The sequence below is a fragment of the Mesorhizobium sp. Cs1321R2N1 genome, assembly GCF_037179725.1.
Taxonomy (GTDB): Bacteria; Pseudomonadota; Alphaproteobacteria; order Rhizobiales; family Rhizobiaceae; genus Mesorhizobium; species Mesorhizobium salmacidum.
Window position 1 is genome coordinate 1 of sequence record NZ_JAPYKP010000134.1, and the last position, 17,147, is coordinate 17,147.

General features: G+C 63.6%; 17 protein-coding genes. 8 read left to right on the forward strand and 9 right to left on the reverse strand.

The window, feature by feature from the left end; translation table 11 throughout:
* Window positions 1-271: 271 nt before the first annotated feature.
* The 5 genes from O7A61_RS25450 to O7A61_RS25470 all read right to left on the reverse strand — a co-directional run bounded on the left by O7A61_RS25450 (window position 272) and on the right by O7A61_RS25470 (window position 5,927).
* Complete coding sequence (locus O7A61_RS25450; protein ID WP_337132169.1) at window positions 272-2,182, reverse strand: AAA family ATPase; 1,911 nt, start codon at window positions 2,180-2,182, stop codon at window positions 272-274.
* A 24-nt stretch (window positions 2,183-2,206) separates the two neighbouring features.
* Window positions 2,207-3,352, reverse strand: coding sequence for a hypothetical protein (locus tag O7A61_RS25455; protein ID WP_140504868.1), 1,146 nt, complete (start codon window positions 3,350-3,352; stop codon window positions 2,207-2,209).
* 40 nt (window positions 3,353-3,392) lie between these two features.
* Window positions 3,393-4,481 (reverse strand): hypothetical protein, encoded by a 1,089-nt coding sequence (locus O7A61_RS25460; protein WP_027143401.1) that lies wholly within the window; start codon window positions 4,479-4,481, stop codon window positions 3,393-3,395.
* A gap of 317 nt (window positions 4,482-4,798) precedes the next feature.
* Window positions 4,799-5,185, reverse strand: coding sequence for a c-type cytochrome (locus O7A61_RS25465; protein ID WP_337132170.1), 387 nt, complete (start codon window positions 5,183-5,185; stop codon window positions 4,799-4,801).
* 130 nt (window positions 5,186-5,315) lie between these two features.
* A complete protein-coding gene (locus tag O7A61_RS25470; protein ID WP_337132171.1) occupies window positions 5,316-5,927 on the reverse strand; it encodes a thymidine kinase in 612 nt (203 codons plus the stop codon).
* A 262-nt stretch (window positions 5,928-6,189) separates the two neighbouring features.
* Here O7A61_RS25470 and O7A61_RS25475 point away from each other — a divergent pair, with 262 nt between their 5' ends.
* From O7A61_RS25475 to O7A61_RS25490, 4 genes are all read left to right on the forward strand, one after another.
* Window positions 6,190-7,125, forward strand: coding sequence for a choline ABC transporter substrate-binding protein (locus O7A61_RS25475; RefSeq protein WP_140504874.1), 936 nt, complete (start codon window positions 6,190-6,192; stop codon window positions 7,123-7,125).
* 134 nt (window positions 7,126-7,259) lie between these two features.
* Window positions 7,260-8,114 (forward strand): choline ABC transporter permease subunit, encoded by an 855-nt coding sequence (gene choW, locus O7A61_RS25480; RefSeq protein ID WP_337105861.1) that lies wholly within the window; start codon window positions 7,260-7,262, stop codon window positions 8,112-8,114.
* Window positions 8,111-9,292 carry a choline ABC transporter ATP-binding protein gene (gene choV / locus O7A61_RS25485; protein ID WP_027143396.1) on the forward strand — a complete coding sequence of 394 codons (1,182 nt, stop codon included), beginning with the start codon at window positions 8,111-8,113 and terminating at the stop codon, window positions 9,290-9,292. The genes choW and choV overlap by 4 nt, the downstream gene beginning before the upstream one ends.
* Window positions 9,293-9,350: 58 nt before the next feature.
* Window positions 9,351-9,629, forward strand: a complete 279-nt coding sequence (locus O7A61_RS25490; RefSeq protein ID WP_337132172.1) for a hypothetical protein — start codon at window positions 9,351-9,353, stop codon at window positions 9,627-9,629.
* Window positions 9,630-9,653: 24 nt separating this feature from the next.
* Here O7A61_RS25490 and O7A61_RS25495 read toward each other — a convergent pair whose 3' ends face one another.
* Window positions 9,654-11,063, reverse strand: a complete 1,410-nt coding sequence (locus tag O7A61_RS25495) for an ATP-binding protein (RefSeq protein ID WP_027143394.1) — start codon at window positions 11,061-11,063, stop codon at window positions 9,654-9,656.
* The gene (locus O7A61_RS25500) at window positions 11,060-11,776 is read right to left on the reverse strand and encodes a response regulator (protein ID WP_027143393.1); all 717 of its coding nucleotides are present in this window, start codon (window positions 11,774-11,776) and stop codon (window positions 11,060-11,062) included. The genes O7A61_RS25495 and O7A61_RS25500 overlap by 4 nt, the downstream gene beginning before the upstream one ends.
* A gap of 281 nt (window positions 11,777-12,057) precedes the next feature.
* Here O7A61_RS25500 and O7A61_RS25505 point away from each other — a divergent pair, with 281 nt between their 5' ends.
* The 4 genes from O7A61_RS25505 to clpS all read left to right on the forward strand — a co-directional run bounded on the left by O7A61_RS25505 (window position 12,058) and on the right by clpS (window position 13,601).
* Window positions 12,058-12,357, forward strand: a complete 300-nt coding sequence (locus tag O7A61_RS25505; RefSeq protein ID WP_015316050.1) for a hypothetical protein — start codon at window positions 12,058-12,060, stop codon at window positions 12,355-12,357.
* Between the two features lie 38 nt (window positions 12,358-12,395).
* Window positions 12,396-12,689, forward strand: a complete 294-nt coding sequence (locus O7A61_RS25510; RefSeq protein WP_337132173.1) for a hypothetical protein — start codon at window positions 12,396-12,398, stop codon at window positions 12,687-12,689.
* Between the two features lie 162 nt (window positions 12,690-12,851).
* Window positions 12,852-13,166, forward strand: coding sequence for a hypothetical protein (locus O7A61_RS25515; RefSeq protein WP_027143391.1), 315 nt, complete (start codon window positions 12,852-12,854; stop codon window positions 13,164-13,166).
* Between the two features lie 129 nt (window positions 13,167-13,295).
* Window positions 13,296-13,601, forward strand: a complete 306-nt coding sequence (clpS, locus tag O7A61_RS25520; RefSeq protein WP_027143390.1) for an ATP-dependent Clp protease adapter ClpS — start codon at window positions 13,296-13,298, stop codon at window positions 13,599-13,601.
* Between the two features lie 260 nt (window positions 13,602-13,861).
* On the opposite strand, the gene O7A61_RS25525 is transcribed toward clpS, so the two are convergent.
* Both O7A61_RS25525 and O7A61_RS25530 read right to left on the reverse strand, forming a co-directional pair.
* A complete protein-coding gene (locus tag O7A61_RS25525; RefSeq protein ID WP_337132174.1) occupies window positions 13,862-15,934 on the reverse strand; it encodes a hypothetical protein in 2,073 nt (690 codons plus the stop codon).
* A gap of 63 nt (window positions 15,935-15,997) precedes the next feature.
* Window positions 15,998-17,147: DUF4159 domain-containing protein (locus tag O7A61_RS25530; protein ID WP_337132175.1), on the reverse strand; the 1,150-nt coding region annotated here is incomplete at its 5' end.

Consider the following 17,147-nt stretch of genomic DNA (forward strand, 5'->3'; position numbering starts at 1 on the left):
ACCGCCTTGTTCCCAAGGAACGCCTCGATAAAGCTCATCTGTCCCGTCCGCTTCACCGCCATCGCAAATCCCTCCGAGCCATAATCGAAGTGAATCACAATGCCAGAATTGCGCAACAGGCCCCTTGTGGGAGAAGGTGGATCGGCGCGCAGCGCCGAGACGGATGAGGGGTGCGCGAAGGATCGCCGTCCTTGCCAAGCTGGAGCACCCCTCATCCGTCGCCTTCGGCGACACCTTCTCCCACAAGGGGAGAAGGGAAAGCTGGCGCGCCTCACGCATTCCACAGACCCTTCTTCTTCATCTCCTCCATTTCGCGCGCAGCGCGTTCGCGCAGCCTTGCGTCACGCAGCAGCTTCTCCACCGCGGCGTCGTCGGATTTGTCGGAATAGCGGAATTCGGAATCGGCGTAGCGGTTGATCTCCTGCATGACCATGTCCATCGAGAACGGGCCGCGCAGTTCCTCGATCATCGCTTTCTTGTCGTCGTAGTTCTTGTGCATGAAGGCTTCCGGCTTCTCGAACCAGTCGTCGGGAAGCTCGATGTCCATGGCGCGCATCTTGATGGCGTCGGTGACGTTCTTGATGGCGCGGCCGGTGAAGCGCGGTTCGGCGTCCTTGATCAGGTGCAGGTAGGTGCCGATGTCGGCCATGGTCTTGGGCGCGCCGTTTTCCTTCACGTAGCGCTCATAGACCCGCATCAGTCCGTCCTCCTGCGGCTTTTCATGCTCCTCATAGGCTTCGGTCACGGCGCGCTGGATTTCCTGCGCGGCATAGAGTTCGTGCTTGCCCAGGGGGATCTCATGGTTCTTGCCGGCGAGCAGCACGAAAATGTCGATATAGTCGTCCCGGGTCTGCGGTCCGTCGACCAGCCAGCGGGCGCCGGCGCGCTGGCGCAACGCATCGTCGACATTTTCGGGATAGTTGGAAAACATGCCGAACGAGCAATTGCCGCGCACCACGGTGGCGGCGCCGGCGAAGGCATCCATCAGCACGCCGGTGATCTCCTGCTGGCCGGCCGAAGCGCGGTCGTCCGAGCGTCGAGCGGCCACCTGGTCGATGTCGTCGATGGTGCCGAAGCCGATGACGCGCGGGTTCAAGACATTGTTGATGAACTGGCGGCAGTTCTGGCCTGATTTGCCCTGGTAGGAGGAAATCTGGTCGACGCCGAAATTCTCATAGGCGAAGGGATAGCCGGCGACCTGGCAATAGCCGTTGACGAGGCCGGCGATCATCTGGATCAGCGTCGTCTTGCCGGTGCCGGGCGCCCCGTCGCCGATGAAAGTGAACAGGAAGCCGCCAAGCTCGACGAACGGGTTCAGCTCGCGTTCGAAGTCGTAGGCCATCAGCATCTTGGCGAGTTTGACCGACTGGTATTTGGCGATGTGGTTGCCGACGACCTCTTCCGGCGTCTTGAAGGTCATCACCAGCGGCTTGGAGCGCTTGCCGGGCGCGACGTCGAAGCCGTCGAGGGTGAAGTCGTCGGCGTCGATGCGGATATGGGCGTTCTCGAACGGACCGATGCCGTCGAAGCGGCCTTTGCGCGCCAGAAGCCCGTCGATGGCGACGCGGGCGAAGGCGCGGGCGCGGGTCATCAGGTCGGTATCGTCGGTCGAGCCCGATATCGCCTTGTCGAGACCGGCCAGGATCGATTTCACCGCGTCCTGCGGCGTGTCGAACAGGAAGTCCGGTTCTGGTATGTCGTTCGGCGCCTCGCCGTCACTGTCGATGAGCTGGAACAGGTAGGAGGCAAGGCTGAAGGCCGAGATATAGGCCGAGGCCGACAGCAGTTTCTTGAAGGTGGACGCCTCCTCGCCTTCGAGCGGAGCGCGGGTGTTCCTGGCCTGCAGGCTTTCAAGATCGGAGCCTTCGGCGAACACGTCCGATACCGCGAGCGCGAGCGCCGCGCCGCGCCGGGCGCGAAAGAGCAGCGTGTGCTGCGCGATGGTCAGCAACTGGTCGTCGGGATGGACGGCGCCGACGGTCTTCGACAGCTCGACCTCGCGGGTGCGGCGCACCGAGCCGACCGAGACGGTGGAAACGAAGCGCCGGTTGGTGCCGGCAAGCGCCGTGCTGGATTCGCGCGAGGGATCCTCCAGCACGACGATGCGGGTGATGAAGCTTTGCGCGGTGGCGCGGTGCTTTTCGATCGCCGCTTCCGGGATGGTGGTCAGGCCGGTATCCATGAAGGGTGCTCCGTGGTGTGGCGGTCAGACATCCGATATCACCTGTCCATTCGACAGGATGTGAACCTTGTAGCCGGCAAATATCTTTTGTGCTTCGCCCGCGGCATAAAGCGCCTGATAAGCCTCGTGCGGGATCAGCGCGTGGTTTTCGTAGCTCGATACGCCCTGGCGAGCGGCCTCGAGGTCATCGGTGTTGATGAAGAATTCCTGCGTCGTCTTCTCGCTTGAGAACAGACCCTTGCGGCCCGGCTTCTCGCCCTTGGAATAGACTTCCTGGATGGTCCAGGTCAAAAGCCAGGCGTTTTCGGGCTTGCGCACCTTGGCCAGCACTTCCGTCACCGTCGAATTGTTGTCGGTGATGCCTGCCGAGTAGAAGGGACCGAGCACCACCCGCCTCAGCTGCTTGGGGTGCAGCGGCTCGAAGTCCTTGTCGAGGTTGACGGCGATGGTCGCCGGCGACAGCGTATAGGCCGAATTCTTCTCGGTGAAATCGTCGAAACGATGGGCAAGTTCGGGGTTGAGCAGGCCGTCGACCGGCAGCGGAATGTCGACCTTGTCGTTGAGCTTGCCGCTCCGGTCGACAAGCTGGCTGACCATGCTGTCCGACGAATCCTCCACCGTCACCATGTAGACCAAAGGCAGGTTGGCGCTGCCGTCGAAGGTCGCCCAGTGGACCAGATAATAGGGCCGCGCCGTCTTCGGATTGACCGACACCTTGGCCGTCTGCGCCAGCGTGAACGGACCGAAGGTCTGCTCGCTCTTGACGTCCTCGAGATAGAGCCGCTCGGCCATCGATTTCTGCAGCGCGTCGGGGAACTGCTTGTGGCGTAGGATGAAGTCGGCCATCTCCTCGCGCAGCTCGCCGGCCTGGGGGATGTTGGCGAGCCGGCCGTCGGCCTGGCGGCGGTCGTTTTCCAGTTCGAGCAGGTTCTGGAACACCGGGTAGCCGCTTTCGGCGCGCGAAATGCGGAACGTGTCCATGAAGCCCAGCCGGTTGCGCCAGCAGGAAAAGGACTTGTCGAGCCGGGCGATGTATTCGGCAACGATCCTGGCGACGATGCCGTGCCGGTAAAGCGGCGAGCGGTCGTCGCGCATGAACACTTCAAGGCCGCCGAGCGCTGCCGTGATTGCCGAGAAATACCGCGCCGCCGCGTCGTTTTCGGGTGTCATGCTGTCAGCCCTGCGATTGTCGCACCGGTGCGCGCGGCAATTATGACTGCACGTAGTTGGCCGAATTGTGCTTCTTCAGCACCTCGTCGAAGCGGCGGGCGAAGGCGTCGTCGGCCAGCTTCTTGCGGCGCTGGATGTCGGCGCTGGCCACCATGTTCTTCTCGTGCATCTCCAAGAGGTCGCCGATGTGCTTCTGCGAGGCTGCGCCGATGCCGGCCATGGTTTCCTCGGCCGTGTTGTCGACCTGGCTGCCCAGCGTGTTGATCTTGTGGGCGACGTCCTGCTGCGCGGCGGTCTTCAAAGAATCTTCCAAAGCCTTGTAGAGCACGATGCGCTGCTCGGTATCGATGGTCAGTTTGTTGATCAGCGTCGACTGCGCGGCGATCTGGTTATTGAGCGAATCAACGAAGGTCTGGAACATCGAGGTGTAGCGCTCCAGCGTCTGGCTTTCGGCCAGCAGCTCCTGTTCCTTGGCCTGCTTTTCATTGTATTCGGTGGCGAGCTTGGAACGCTCGCCCTCGAGCTGCGTGCGGTCTTTCTGGCTGGTCGAGGCGGCGATCTTGTTTTCGATGTCGAGCAGCATCGGATTGAGCTCCTCGATGCGCTTCTGCACGGCTTCGAGGTTCGTCATAGTGGTCTTGCGGCGCTCGATAACCTGCGACAGGCTGGCTTCGGAGGTCTTGTAGCGCTGGTCGAGAACTTCCTTCTGCGCCTTCAATATGCCGACGATAGTGTCTGACTTGGCCAGCAGTTCCTGCAGATTGCCGGCGAGCGACATGTTGCGCACGCGGTCGGTGCGCATGCGCTGCTTGCGCTGCGCCGAAAAGACGCCGACGAAGTTTTCCCAGCCGGTATAGTTCTTCATGCTCTCGAACTCGGCGCCGAAGACATTGGTGGCGTCCTCGAGGCCGATGATCAGGTCGGCGATGTTGCCTTCCATCACCTTCTGCTGCTTCAGCACGTCCTCGATGCGGGCGTTCTCGATGTCGAAATTGGCGTCGCCGATTTTCTTGTCGGCGGTTGCGAGCGTGTCGAGCACGGTGCCGGATTGCTCGATCTTGGTGCGCATATCCTGGACGACCTGCTTGGTCTTGGCAATTTCGGCATCGAAATTCTGCAATGTCGCCATAGGGGCCTCCCGCTTCGGCTTCCGCTCGCTGGTTGCGAACAGCGGCGAATATATGTGGGGTATCAGGGGATTGAAAGACGTGAAAACAGTGCGCTGCGCGAAACAAATATTCGGCTGAACCCTTGAAAGGCAATGGAGCCGTGGTCATGGCGTGATCAACTGGCCGACCAAGCCTGGTTCAGCTGATTTTGAACTTTCATGTCGGCAAAGCAATCAGTCCACGCCGAAGCGGATGGCTCCGAAACTTGACAATAACTGACCCTTGCAGCCCCACAGGCGGGCGCAAGCCGGTCCGTCCCACTCCGGACGGCCTCTGCTCAGGGCTTGGGATCGGCCTTCAGATAGGCAATGACGTTGGCGATGTCGTCGTTATTGCTCAGGCCGCTGAAGGCCATCCTGTTGCCGGGCACCTTCAGCTTGGGCGATTTGAGGTATTCGGCAAGATTTGCCTCGTCCCAGACGAGACCGGCAGCGCCCGCGCTCTTCATCGCCTCCGAATAATGGCCGAGGAAGCTTTCGGCGATTCCCGCCGTGCGGCCGACGACGCCCATAAGATGTGGGCCGACCTTGTCGCGGTCGGTGGCCGCCTCATGGCAGGTCATGCACCGGTTGAAAACATGTTTGCCCAGCACAGGATCGCCTCCGGCCTCGGCAACGGAGGTGGCCACGAGAAGAAGGCTGGCGGACAAGACGGCTCGAAGCATGGCTGACCCCGGGGAGTTCTGGCTGAGGCGGGAAAATAGGGCGCCGACCTTAACAAAGGCACCATGGAATGGCGTGGCTGCAAGAGGTGGCAGCCGGCTGCCCGACACCGACGTCCGGCGGGCTTTCGTTTCAGCCGCTGACAAAGCCGATGAAGTCGTCGGGTGCCGCGCGGCCCATTTCCTCTTCCCAATGGCGGCGGCAGAGCGAGACATAGACATCCTTGCCGATCGCCACCTGTTCGCCCTGCCGGGCCACCTTGCCGTCGGGACCGAGGCGCACGACCATCGTGGCCTTGCGGCCGCAACGGCAGATGGTGCGCACCTCGCGCAGATCGTCGGCGATGGCCAGCAGCGCGCGCGAGCCGGGAAACAGCTTGCCCTGGAAATCGGTGCGCAGGCCGTAGCACATGACGGGGATGTTGAGCCGGTCGGCGATGCGGGCAAGCTGCCAGACCTGTTTTTCCTCCAGGAACTGCGCCTCATCGACGAAGATGCAATGCGCCGCCGTGTGCTTGTGATGCTCGGCGACGCGGGCGAACAGGTCGTCGCCATCGCGAAACATCTCGGCTTCCGCCTCCAGCCCGATGCGCGACGAAATCAGGCCGGTGTCGCCCATGCGGTAGTGACCGGCGACGAACAGCATCGTCGTCATGCCGCGTTCGCGGTAATTGTAAGATGCCTGCAACAGCATGGTCGTCTTGCCGGCATTCATCGTCGCATAGTGGAAGTAAAGCTTGGCCATGCCGCCCTTTTAAGCCGACTTGGCGCCGCGCGGGGAGGGGCCGCCGCCGCATTCCCCTGAAAAAGCAGCCATTGCCGAGGCAGATTGCGCTTGGGCCTGGCACGGAAAGCGTCAGCGGTGTCGCTGATTGGCCAGCCAGCGCCGTTGATCGTGATTGTCTTAGTGCTTGAAACCACTTCAGAATGGTGTTTGGCTGACGAAACAAGGCGGGCACAAAAACCGTAACTTCGCTTCGCCAAAGAATCGAAATGGGAGAATACAGATGTCGCGTATGAATTCCTTCGTCGCCGGCCTAGGCTTGGCGGCTTTCCTGTCCACGGGTGCTGCCTTCGCCGGCGATCCGGCAAGCTGCAAGGCGGTTCGCCTCTCCGACGTCGGCTGGACCGACATCCAGGCCACCACCGGGCTGGCCTCCGTGCTGCTCACCGCGCTCGGCTACGAGCCGCAGGTGATCCAGCTCTCGGTTCCGGTGACCTATGCGTCGCTGAAGAACAAGGACCTCGATGTCTTCCTCGGCAACTGGATGCCATCGATGACCAATGACATCAAGGACTACACGGCCGACGGTTCGGTCGAGACCGTCAGCCAGAACCTGGCCGGCGCCGGTTACGGCATCGTCGTGCCGACCTATGTCGCGGATGCCGGCGTCAAGTCGCTGACCGACCTCGGCAAGTTCAAGGACAAGTTCAACGGCAAGATCTACGGCATCGAGGCCGGCAATGACGGCAATCGCATCATCCTCGACATGATCAAGAACCCGAAAGACAATCTCGACGGGTTCGAACTGGTCGAATCCTCGGAGGCCGGCATGCTGACGCAGGCCGAGCAGTCGATGAAGAACAATGAGTGGATCGCCTTCCTCGGCTGGACGCCGCATCCTGTGATGGGCGCCATGAAGATCACCTATCTGGACGGCATGGGCGACAGCGGTTTTGGCGCGGCCACCGTCTCGACCAATGTGCGCAAGGGCTACATGACCGAGTGCCCGAATGTCGGCAAGTTCATCGCCAACCTGAAATTCAATCTTGATATGGAAGGCCAGATGATGGACGCGATCCTGAAGGGCAGCGATGCAAACACGGTGGCAACCGACTGGCTGAAGAAAAATCCGGATGCGGTCAAGCCCTGGATCGCCGGCGTGACCACCTTCGACGGCGGCGACGCGGCGGCGGCGGTCAAGACCGCGCTCGGGAGCTGAGCCGACTTTGATTTCGGCGTGACCGAAACAGAGGGCAGCCATTGTGGAAAGGCTGCCCTTTTTCGTATCCTGTGACAAGATGACGTTGCGACAATACGGGGCCGAAGGCAGAGCTCTGGCAAACGAGGGGTGAGATGGATCCGATTTCCAAATTCATGGTCGATCACAAGATCCCGATCGGCGCCTGGGGAAAGGCGTTCTTCGGCTTCCTCACCGACAATTTCGACACCGTGTTCAGGGCCTTCTCGAACGGCCTCAATTTCCTGCTCGACGGGCTGGTCAACATACTGCTGATGGTACCGCCGGTGCTGCTCGCTTTGGTGATCGCCGTCATTGCCTGGCTGCTGCAGCGCTCGCGGCCGCTCGCCATCGCGGTTTTCCTCGGCCTGATCTTCATCATCAACCAGAACCTCTGGAAGCAGACGGTGCAGACGCTGGTGCTGGTGGTCGCGGCCGCCGCGGCGGCGATGGCCATCGGCGTGCCGCTCGGCATCTGGGCGGCGCACAAGCCGAAGGTCTATCGCATCATGCTGCCGGTGCTCGATCTGATGCAGACGCTGCCGACCTTCGTCTACTTGATCCCGGTGCTGACGCTGTTCGGCCTCGGCAACGCGCCCGGCCTTATCGTCACCATCATCTTCGTCATCCCGACCGCGGTCAGGCTGACCCATCTCGGCGTCGTCTCGGTGCCGAAATCGATCATCGAGGCCGGCGAGGCCTTCGGCGCCACCAAGAGCCAGCTGTTGTGGAAGGTCGAGCTGCCCTCGGCGCTGCCCACCATCATGGCGGGCCTGACACAGTCGATCATGCTGTCACTGTCGATGGTGGTGTTCGCCGCCCTGATCGGCGCCGGCGGGCTCGGCACGGAAATCAACCGGGCGCTCGGTTCGCGCCGCATCGACCTTGGCCTTGAGGCCGGTCTCGCCATCGTCGTGCTCGCCATCGTGCTCGACCGGATGACCCGCATTGGCGTTGGAGGCAAGAAATGACCGTCGCCGTCGATTTCAGGAATGTCGATATCGTCTTCGGCGCCGACCAGGCCGGCTCGCTGGCGATGATCGACAAGGGCGCTACCCGGGCCGAGATACTCGAGAAGACCGGCAATGTGCTCGGCTGCGCCGGAGCCAGCCTCACCGTGCATGAGGGGGAAATCTCGGTGCTGATGGGCCTGTCCGGTTCGGGCAAGTCGACGCTGCTTCGGGCGGTCAACCGGCTCAACGTGGTGTCGCGCGGCCAGGTGCTGGTCAAGGACGGCGACCGCACGGTCGATGTCGTCACTTGCGACGAGCCGACCTTGCGGCGGCTGCGGCAGAAGCAGGTGGCGATGGTGTTCCAGCAGTTCGGCCTGTTGCCGTGGCGCACGGTGGAGGAGAATGTCGGCCTCGGCCTCGAACTCGCCGGCGTGCCGGATGCCGAGCGCAAGGAGCGGGTGCACAGGCAGCTCAAGCTGGTCAACCTCGACCAATGGTCGAACAAATACGCGCATGAGCTCTCGGGCGGCATGCAGCAGCGCGTCGGCCTGGCGCGCGCCTTCGCCACCGAGGCGCCTATCCTGTTGATGGACGAGCCGTTCTCGGCCCTCGACCCCCTGATCCGGACCAAGCTGCAGGATGAACTTCTGCAGCTGCAGGCGGAGCTGAAGAAGACCATCATCTTCGTCAGCCACGACCTTGAGGAGGCACTGAAGATCGGCAGCCACATCACCATCATGGAGGGCGGCCGTATCGTCCAGACGGGCGCGCCGGAAGACATCGTGCTGCGCCCCGCCAACGATTATGTCCGCGACTTCATCGCCAATGTGAACCCGCTCTCGGTGCTCACCGCCTGGAACGTCATGCGCGACCGTCGCGACCTCGAGCATGGCGACAATGGCTGGGTGTGGCTCGACCGGCGCAAGACGACGCGTTTCAAGATCGACGAGCACGGGCTGGTGGCGGCGGCCGAGCGCGACGGCAAGCCGGCCGTATGGGTGTCCTGCGCCGATGTCGAGGGCCAGCCGGAGGAGCTGGCGCAGGTGTTCTGGGCCAATCCCGGCACCTCGCTGAAGACCGTGATGCTGGCCATGCACCGCTCGCAGACGGCACCCGTGGCGCTGTTCGACGATCAGTCCCGCTTCGTCGGCGCCATCGGCATTCGCGACGTGCTGAGCGCGGTGCTGCGGCGGTAGGCCGGCAACGTCAACCGAAGGCTTTCGGGTCGCATCGGGAGGCGCCTTGAAACGGATATTGAACTGGCTGTCGACGGCGCGTGCGGCGCAGGCGGCGCTCGGGTTGCTGATCGTGATCGCGATCCGGTCGATCCTGGAGTTCTTCCGTGTCGGAGGCGCAAGCGGCGGGCCGATTGACGGCGCACAGCTCTTCTATGTCGAAGGGGGCCTTGCCGCGTCGATCGCGTTGCTGGCCGTTCTCGTTCTGCATGCATCCGGGCGGCACCGCTGGGCAACAATGCTCACGGCGGCGGTCATCATCGCGCTGTTGGCCTGGAAGATCATCGCGACAAGTTGACGTTCGATGTGGCCTGATCAGTCCTCAAGCCGCCAGCGGCAGGCGCAGCTCCGTCAGCAGGCCGCCGTCCGGATGGTTGGACAGGCGGACTTCGCCGCCCGCCGCACGCGCGATGTTGCGGGCGATGGTCAGCCCGAGCCCGAGCCCACCGGTCTGGCGGTTGCGGGACTGTTCGAGGCGCACGAAGGAGCCGAACACGGCGTCGATCTGGGCCTGGGGTATGCCCGGCCCCTCGTCGCGGATGGCGAGCGTGATCGTGCCGTCGGAGCGGCGCAGGCTGAGATGCGCCTTCTTGCCATAGGTGACGGCGTTCTGCACCAGATTGGTGACGCAGCGCTTCAGCGCCACCGGCCGCGCCATGCAGATCAGGCCGCGTGAGCGGGTGTCGTCATTGTCGAACGAGACGTCCGGATAGGCGTCGGCGATCGATTCCACGAGCGACCAGAAGTCGATGCGTTCGCTCTTTTCCTCGTTCACCTCGAAGGTGGCGAAGTCAATCACCGAACTGGCGATGCTCTCGACATCGGCGAGATCATGCGCCAGCGCCTCGCGAACCGCCGATTTGCGCAACAGCTCCAGGCGCAGCCGCATGCGCGTCATCGGCGTGCGCAGGTCATGCGCGAGTGCGGCGGCAAGATGTTCGCGGTCCTCGACATATTCGCGCAGCCTGGTCTGCATGGCGTTGATCGCCCTGGCGGCGGCACGCACCTCACGGCTGCCGCTCTCGGCGATCGGCGGGCTCTTCAGGTCCTTGCCGATCCTGTTCACGGCGGTTTCCATCATCCGGTAGGGCGCGGTCAGCCGGCGCAGCGACCAGATCGACATGATCACCACCAGCCCCGCGATCAGCGCATAGAGCGGCAGGCTGTCGACGCTCAGGATCGGGCCGACGGGGGTGATCGGTTCGGTGAAGTTCAGCCATTGGCCGTCGGCGAAGCGCAGCGAGGCCGTCAGCTTGTCGCTCTGGGCGAAATCGGCGGCCAGCACCAGAAGGTCCCGCTCGACCTGGCCGATATCGGGCCCTGGCGCCGCGCCGCTGGCATCATCTGCTTCGCGCGTCGCCGGATCGCGGCGCACGCGCGCGTCGGTGATGCCGAACTTCGACAGCCGGCCGACGAGGATATCCTCGAGCTCGGCCAGTTCGTCGTCGCCGGCGATCGAAGAGGTGACGGCGGGCGTGTCCGAGACGGTGAGCGCGTATGTCGAGTTGAACAGGCCCGCGGCGGTCGCCTTGCGCTCCTCCGGCGTGGCGCCACTCATCAACTGCACGAGCGAGAAGGCGCGGTCGTTGAGACGGTAGAGGTCGACCACGTCATTGGCGGCGGCGCGGTCGCGCGACACGATGTAAAGCGTCGCGACCTGGCTGATCAGCAGGCCGGCAATGACGATCAGCAGCACCCAGACAGGCAAGGTCTGCGGCAGGAAACGTCTCATTCGGAGGTCGTCTCGGGCAGGAACTGGTAGCCGCCGCTGCGCACGGTGAGGATCAGTTTGGGCGTCTTGGGATCATCTTCCATCTTGCGCCGCAACCGGCTGACCAGGATGTCGATGCTGCGGTCGAAGGAATAGTCGCTGTCGCCGCCGGACAATTCGATGAGCTGGTCGCGGGTGAGCACGCGCTGAGCGCTCTTGACGAAGGTCTGCAAGAGGTTGAACTCGGCCATGGTCAGTTCCACCCTGACGTCGTCGGGCGCGGTCAGCCGGCGGCGCGAACAATCCATGGTCCAGCCGGCGAAATGGTAAATCTGTTTTGTGGTGGCGCGCTTCGGCTCGGCGGCGCCGTTGCGCCGCAGCACGGCGCGGATGCGCGCCAGCAACTCGCGCGGGTCGAAGGGCTTAGGCACATAGTCGTCGGCGCCCATCTCGAGGCCGACGACACGGTCCGTTGTCTCGGTGACGGCGGTCAGCATGATGATAGGTGTCGTATACTGGGCGCGCAGGTCGCGGCACAGTTCCAACCCGCTCCTGCCGGGCAGCATCACGTCGAGCACGATGAGATCCACCTGGGAACGGCGCAGGACGGCCTCCATCTCGGCGCCGTCGGCGGCAACAGAGGTGTGCAGGCCTCGCTTCTGGAAGAACTCCTGAAGCAGGTCGCGGATGCCCTTGTCGTCGTCGACGATCAGTATGTGTGTCTCGGATTTCACAGGTGCGCTGTCCCGGTTGCCGGCCAAGCCATGATTGGCTGGTCAGCCACACGATAGAATTCGGGCCATATGTTGGCCAGTACCTTGCTTTTCAAGGGAGAATGAATTCCGCCTTCTCCACATGGAAAGCGACGGTCAGCTTGGCGTGGCCTGGCCAGACACAATCCAGAAACAAAATTCTACAATCGGGAAAAACTCCTGAAAAAGTAGGCCGGCATAACGGTGCCGTGGCGGTCAGGTCATCGGCTGCGACGCTAGTCTCCGGGTTCACGGATAAACCAATGCCAAGATTGTCGATCAGTTTGTTGGGAGTTCTGCTGGGCCTTGGCCTGCTCACTGCCGCTGTCGACCAATCGGATGCAAAGGCGCCGCTCACCCGGAGCGAACGGTGCGCCAATCTCAGCCACCAATTTGATGAAGCCCTCGAAACCCATGCCACGGCAACGCAGGTCACCGCGGCAAAGGCACTTCAGAGAAAGGGCAACCGGTACTGCGCCGCCAAGAAACAGGCGCAGGGTATCCGGATGCTCGCCAATGCTTTGAAGCTGCTTGGAGTGACACCGAACGACCCGGTCCAGTGACACTCAAAAACGACCCGCAGAAAAAAGGAAATGAAGCCATGAACAAGTCCATCCTGTCCGCCCTTGGTCTCGCCGTCGCTCTCGCCTTCTCGATGCCGGTTCTCGGCAACGCAGCCGCCACCACGACCGCTGCCCCGGCTGCCGCCACCACGACCACCGCTCCGGCTGCTGCCGCGATGACCACCGCACCGGCCAAGGCTGCTCCGAAGAAGGTCGCCAAGAAGACCGTCTGCAAGGTGACCAAGAATCACAAGTGCCCGGTCAAGAAGGCCCCCGCGATGGCTGCTCCCGCGAAGGCGGCCCCTGCGAAGGCTGCTCCCAAGAAGCCCTGATCAGCTTCGAGGTTAGTTCAACCAAAGCCGCCCCAGCCGCAAACCGGCTGGGACGGCCTTCTGCCAAGGGCACGGTCGATAAGCTGAACACCGGCGGCTTCCAGCCACGCATCTCGATCGTACTTAACCCGTTTGCAATGCCGGCCCTGTAGGACAATCCGCATGAAGAAGCGGCTTTCGTCCATTTTTCGCTCCATGGTGATCGGCGGCCTGGTTGCCACCGGCGTCGCCAGGGTGCTGATTCTGCTCACCGCCAGCCCCGTGCCGGACCCTGCAAGCGGGCGCACCGAGCCTTCGCTGTTCGCGCCGGCGATTTCCAGCAACTGGGATTACATCACGCCCGTGCAGGCGTGGCTTTTGATCGTACTCGCCGGCGTGACGCTGATCTGCGTTGCCGGATGGCCGATCGCCGCATGGCTGGAACGCCGGGCGGATGCCGACGCAAGTCGCCGGATCTTCGGCCGTCAGGGCCGTTGAACCGCGACAGACCATTTCCCACATGATCGTGAAGGACCGGGCGTGCCCGCCGACGGTCCGCAAATGGACGGTCGCTGCCGCCCGTGGCAAAATGCGGGCTTAAGTTTGATCGCGAAACAGTCGGTTCGAATGCCTGAAATCACCACAAAACCGCGCGTCAAGGTCAAGCCGCAGACAGAGCGGCCGAAGCTCTACAAGGTCATCCTCATCAATGACGATTTCACGCCGCGCGAATTCGTGGTGACGGTGCTGAAGGGCGAGTTCAAGCTCAGTGAGGACCAGGCGCACCGGGTCATGATCACCGCGCACCAGCGCGGCGTCTGCGTGGTCGCGGTCTTCACCAGGGATGTCGCCGAGACCAAGGCGACACGGGCCACCGACGCCGGCAAGGCCAAGGGCTATCCGCTGTTGTTCACGACGGAACCGGAGGAGTGAGGAGCGGTCGCCCGCAGGGCGATTAGTCGACAACGATTTGTCGACTAAAGCGACGAACGCCCGGAGCCATAGCGGAGGGCAGGAGCAGGGCGCTTTTTCCTTCTCCTTGTGGGAGAAGGTGGCCTCGCGAAGCGAGGTCGGATGAGGGGTGTTCCAGGGAACGCAAACGCCTCACTCCGCTGGAACACCCCTCATCCGTCTCGGCGCTGACGCGCCGATCCACCTTCTCCCACAAGGGGAGAAGGGAAGTGCGCCCCGCTCTACCGTCCCTCGCGGTACCACATCGAGCCCATTGCCAGAAGCAGCAGGCCGAGGCCGAGGAAGCCGCCGAACAGCGGTACGCGCGACACGGCCTTCAAGACGCTGTCGTCGGTGGTGCGCAGGCCGATCCAGTCGCTGCCCGACGCTTCGCCGGCCGAACGCACCGGTACGATGGAAGGCAGCATCACGTCGCTGGCCGTGGACGGGACCAGCCGGCGCACGCTGCCGCCGGTGGCTTCCGCCGGCGCCTTCAGCCGCTCCTGCGTGGAGACGACGTCGGCGAATTCCGGCGCGTTGACCGGTCCGACATGGGCGAGCGCGGTGAGATCGCCATTGGCAACCTGGAAGAGGCCGATCTCGCTGGTCTGGACGCTGCCGAGGAAGACGCCGGGTTCGGATTTGTCGAGCTTGACGGTGAGTGTCTTGCCGGACGGGGTGATGATCTGCGCCGGGCCGGGATCGTCGGCCATCGTCTGGCGGCGGATCTCCAGCACCATGCCGCGCCCCTCGGCGGTCAGCCGTTCTTCCTCGAGCTCGGGCTCCTTCATCAGCCAGTGGGCAATGCGCCGGTAGAGCTGGACATGCGGACCGCCGCCCTCGAAGCCGCGGGCCCACAGCCAGCCCTGATCGGACAGAAGCATGCCGACGCGGCCTTCGCCCTTGCGGTCGAGCAGCAGCAGCGGCCGGTTGTCGGCACCTTTCATCACCACTTCGCCTTGCGGGTTCTGCACGCCGATGGTGCGGAACCAGCGGCTCCAGTGCGGTGGCTCGGTGGCCGAACCGTCGAGGCCGCGCGTCACCGGATGACGCTGGCCGAGTTCGGTCAGGCGCGGGTAGAACGCCTTGTCGACCACTTCGCCCGTCGGCATGGCCGGCAGGGCCGATATCAGCGGCGTGCGCGCGATCGAAGCCTCGCCGGCATATTCGGGGCCGGCGGCGATCAGCAGCGCGCCGCCCTTTTCGACATATTCGGAGATGTAATCGTAATAGAGGATCGGCAGCACGTCGCGGTGCTGGTAGCGGTCGAAGATAATGAGGTCGAAATCCTTGATCTTCTCGACGAACAGCTCGCGGGTCGGGAAGGCGATCAGCGACAATTCATTGATCGGCGTGCCGTCCTGCTTCTCCGGCGGCCGCAGGATGGTGAAGTGGACGAGATCGACCGAGGCGTCGGATTTCAGCAGATTGCGCCAGGTGCGCTCGCCCGCATGCGGTTCACCCGATACGAGCAGCACGCGCAGGTTTTCGCGGATGCCGTCGACCAGCGCGATGGCGCGGTTGTTGGCATCGGTCAGTTCGCCCGGTTCGCGGTCGATGGCGAGTTCGATGATGTTGCGGCCGGCACTCGGGATGGTCACCTGCAGCGGCATGGTCTGGCCAACGGTGGCATGCTCGACCGAAACCTGCTCGCCGTTGACGGAGACGCGGACATCGACCGGCCCGGTTTCGTTTTCGGTCGAGATGACGCGGTATGTCATGTCGAGCGGTTTGCCGACAAGGCCGAAACGCGGCGCGTTCTCGAAACGTATGCGGCGGTCCTTCTCATGCTCGTTGCCGGTGATGAGGGCATGCAGCGGGGCGTTGAAATCGGGCGTGCCCGAAGGCGTGTCATGCACCTCGCCGTCGGTGATCATGATGGCGCCACCGATACGCGAGGGCGGCACGTCGCGGAAGGCGCCTTCCAGCGCGCCGAACAGCCGCGTTTCGGTGCGCTCCTCGGCGGCGTCGGACTTGCCGGCCTCGACGACGCGGACATCGAACTGCTTGAAGCGGCCAAGACGCTGCTGCAGCCCGGCCACGGCCTGGTCGGTCTGTTTGGTGCGGTCGCCAATGTCCTGGCTCTGGCTACGGTCGACGATCAGCGCGACGACGCTCTTTAGTGGCTCGCGCTCCTCATTGAGGAACACCGGGTTGAAGAGGGCGGCGGCGAGCGCCAGCAGGGCGACGAAGCGCAGGACCGCGCCGCGCTGGCGAAACCCAAGGCCGACAAGCGCGAGCAATGCCAAGGGCACCAGCACCAGGGCCAACAGCGGCCAGGACAAAAGCGGTTCGAAGGAGATCGACCAGTTCATGCCTTATCCTCCCGCATCAAGGGAGGGTCTATCACCGCGAAGGGTGCAAGAAAACGCATCATCCTACTGCCCCAGCCGTTCGAGCAGAATGGGGACATGCACCTGGTCGGATTTGTAGTTGCCGGTCAGCATGTACATCATGATGTTGACGCCGGCGCGCAGCGCGTAGACCCGCTGCATCGGGTCGGCCGGCACGGTCGGCAGCAGCGGATCGCCATTCTCGTCGACCGCCCAGGCGCCGGCGAAATCATTGGCGGTGATCATGATCGGCGACACGCCGTCGCCGGTGCGCACCGGCCGGTTGTCGGCATTGCTTGCGTCGAGCGATGCCTCGACCCAGAGCGGGCTGCCGGCGAAACGGCCGGGAAATTCGGGCAGGATGAAGAAGGACTTGGTCAGCACATGGTCCGACGGCACCGGCTCCAGCGGCGGTACGTTGAGGTTGCCGAGAATGTCGCGCAGCCGCTCGGTCGCCGGGCTGGTGGAATCGGCGCCGATGCCGTTGGCGAACTGGTCGCGCGTGTCGAACAGCACGGTGCCGCCCTGCTGCATATAGGCGTCGATGCGGGCGATCGCGGCCTGGCTCGGCATCGGTGCCGATGGGTCGATCGGCCAGTAGATCAGCGGATAGAAGGACAGCTCGTCCTTCGAAATGTCGACGCCGGCCGGCGCGCCCGGTTCGAGCGCCGTCTTCTCGATCAGGAAGCGGGTCAGGCCCTCGAGCCCGGCGCGGCTGATCGAATCGACGCCCGGCACGCCGGTCAGGACATAGGCGATGCGGGTTTTTGAGATCGCCTCGATCGCGACCTGGTCGCCCGGCTTGGCATCGTCGGCGCGCGCGACATCGGCATGGCCGAACAGTGCGCCAAGCGCGATCAATACAGCGGCGGTGGTTGCAGCGGCACCGGCCCGGCGCGGGCGGCGCGAAAACAGGCCGCCCATCCACAACACCGCCAGCGTGTCGAGCAGCATCAGCAGCAGAGCCGCCGCGACCAGCGCACCCTTCAGGTTGCGCGATTCATCAAAGGCATACTGGACCGTGGTGACCGGCACCGACACTTGCGGGCGCGCCAGCGGCTCGAACGTGCTTGCGGCGTCGAGTAGATTGTGGGCGTAGACGCCGGTCTCCGATCCATAGAGGCCGGGCGGGTTCTCGAAGGTCACCGGCAGTGCGCCGGCGCCCGGCACCAGTGGCCGCGCGTCCGGTGTCGGC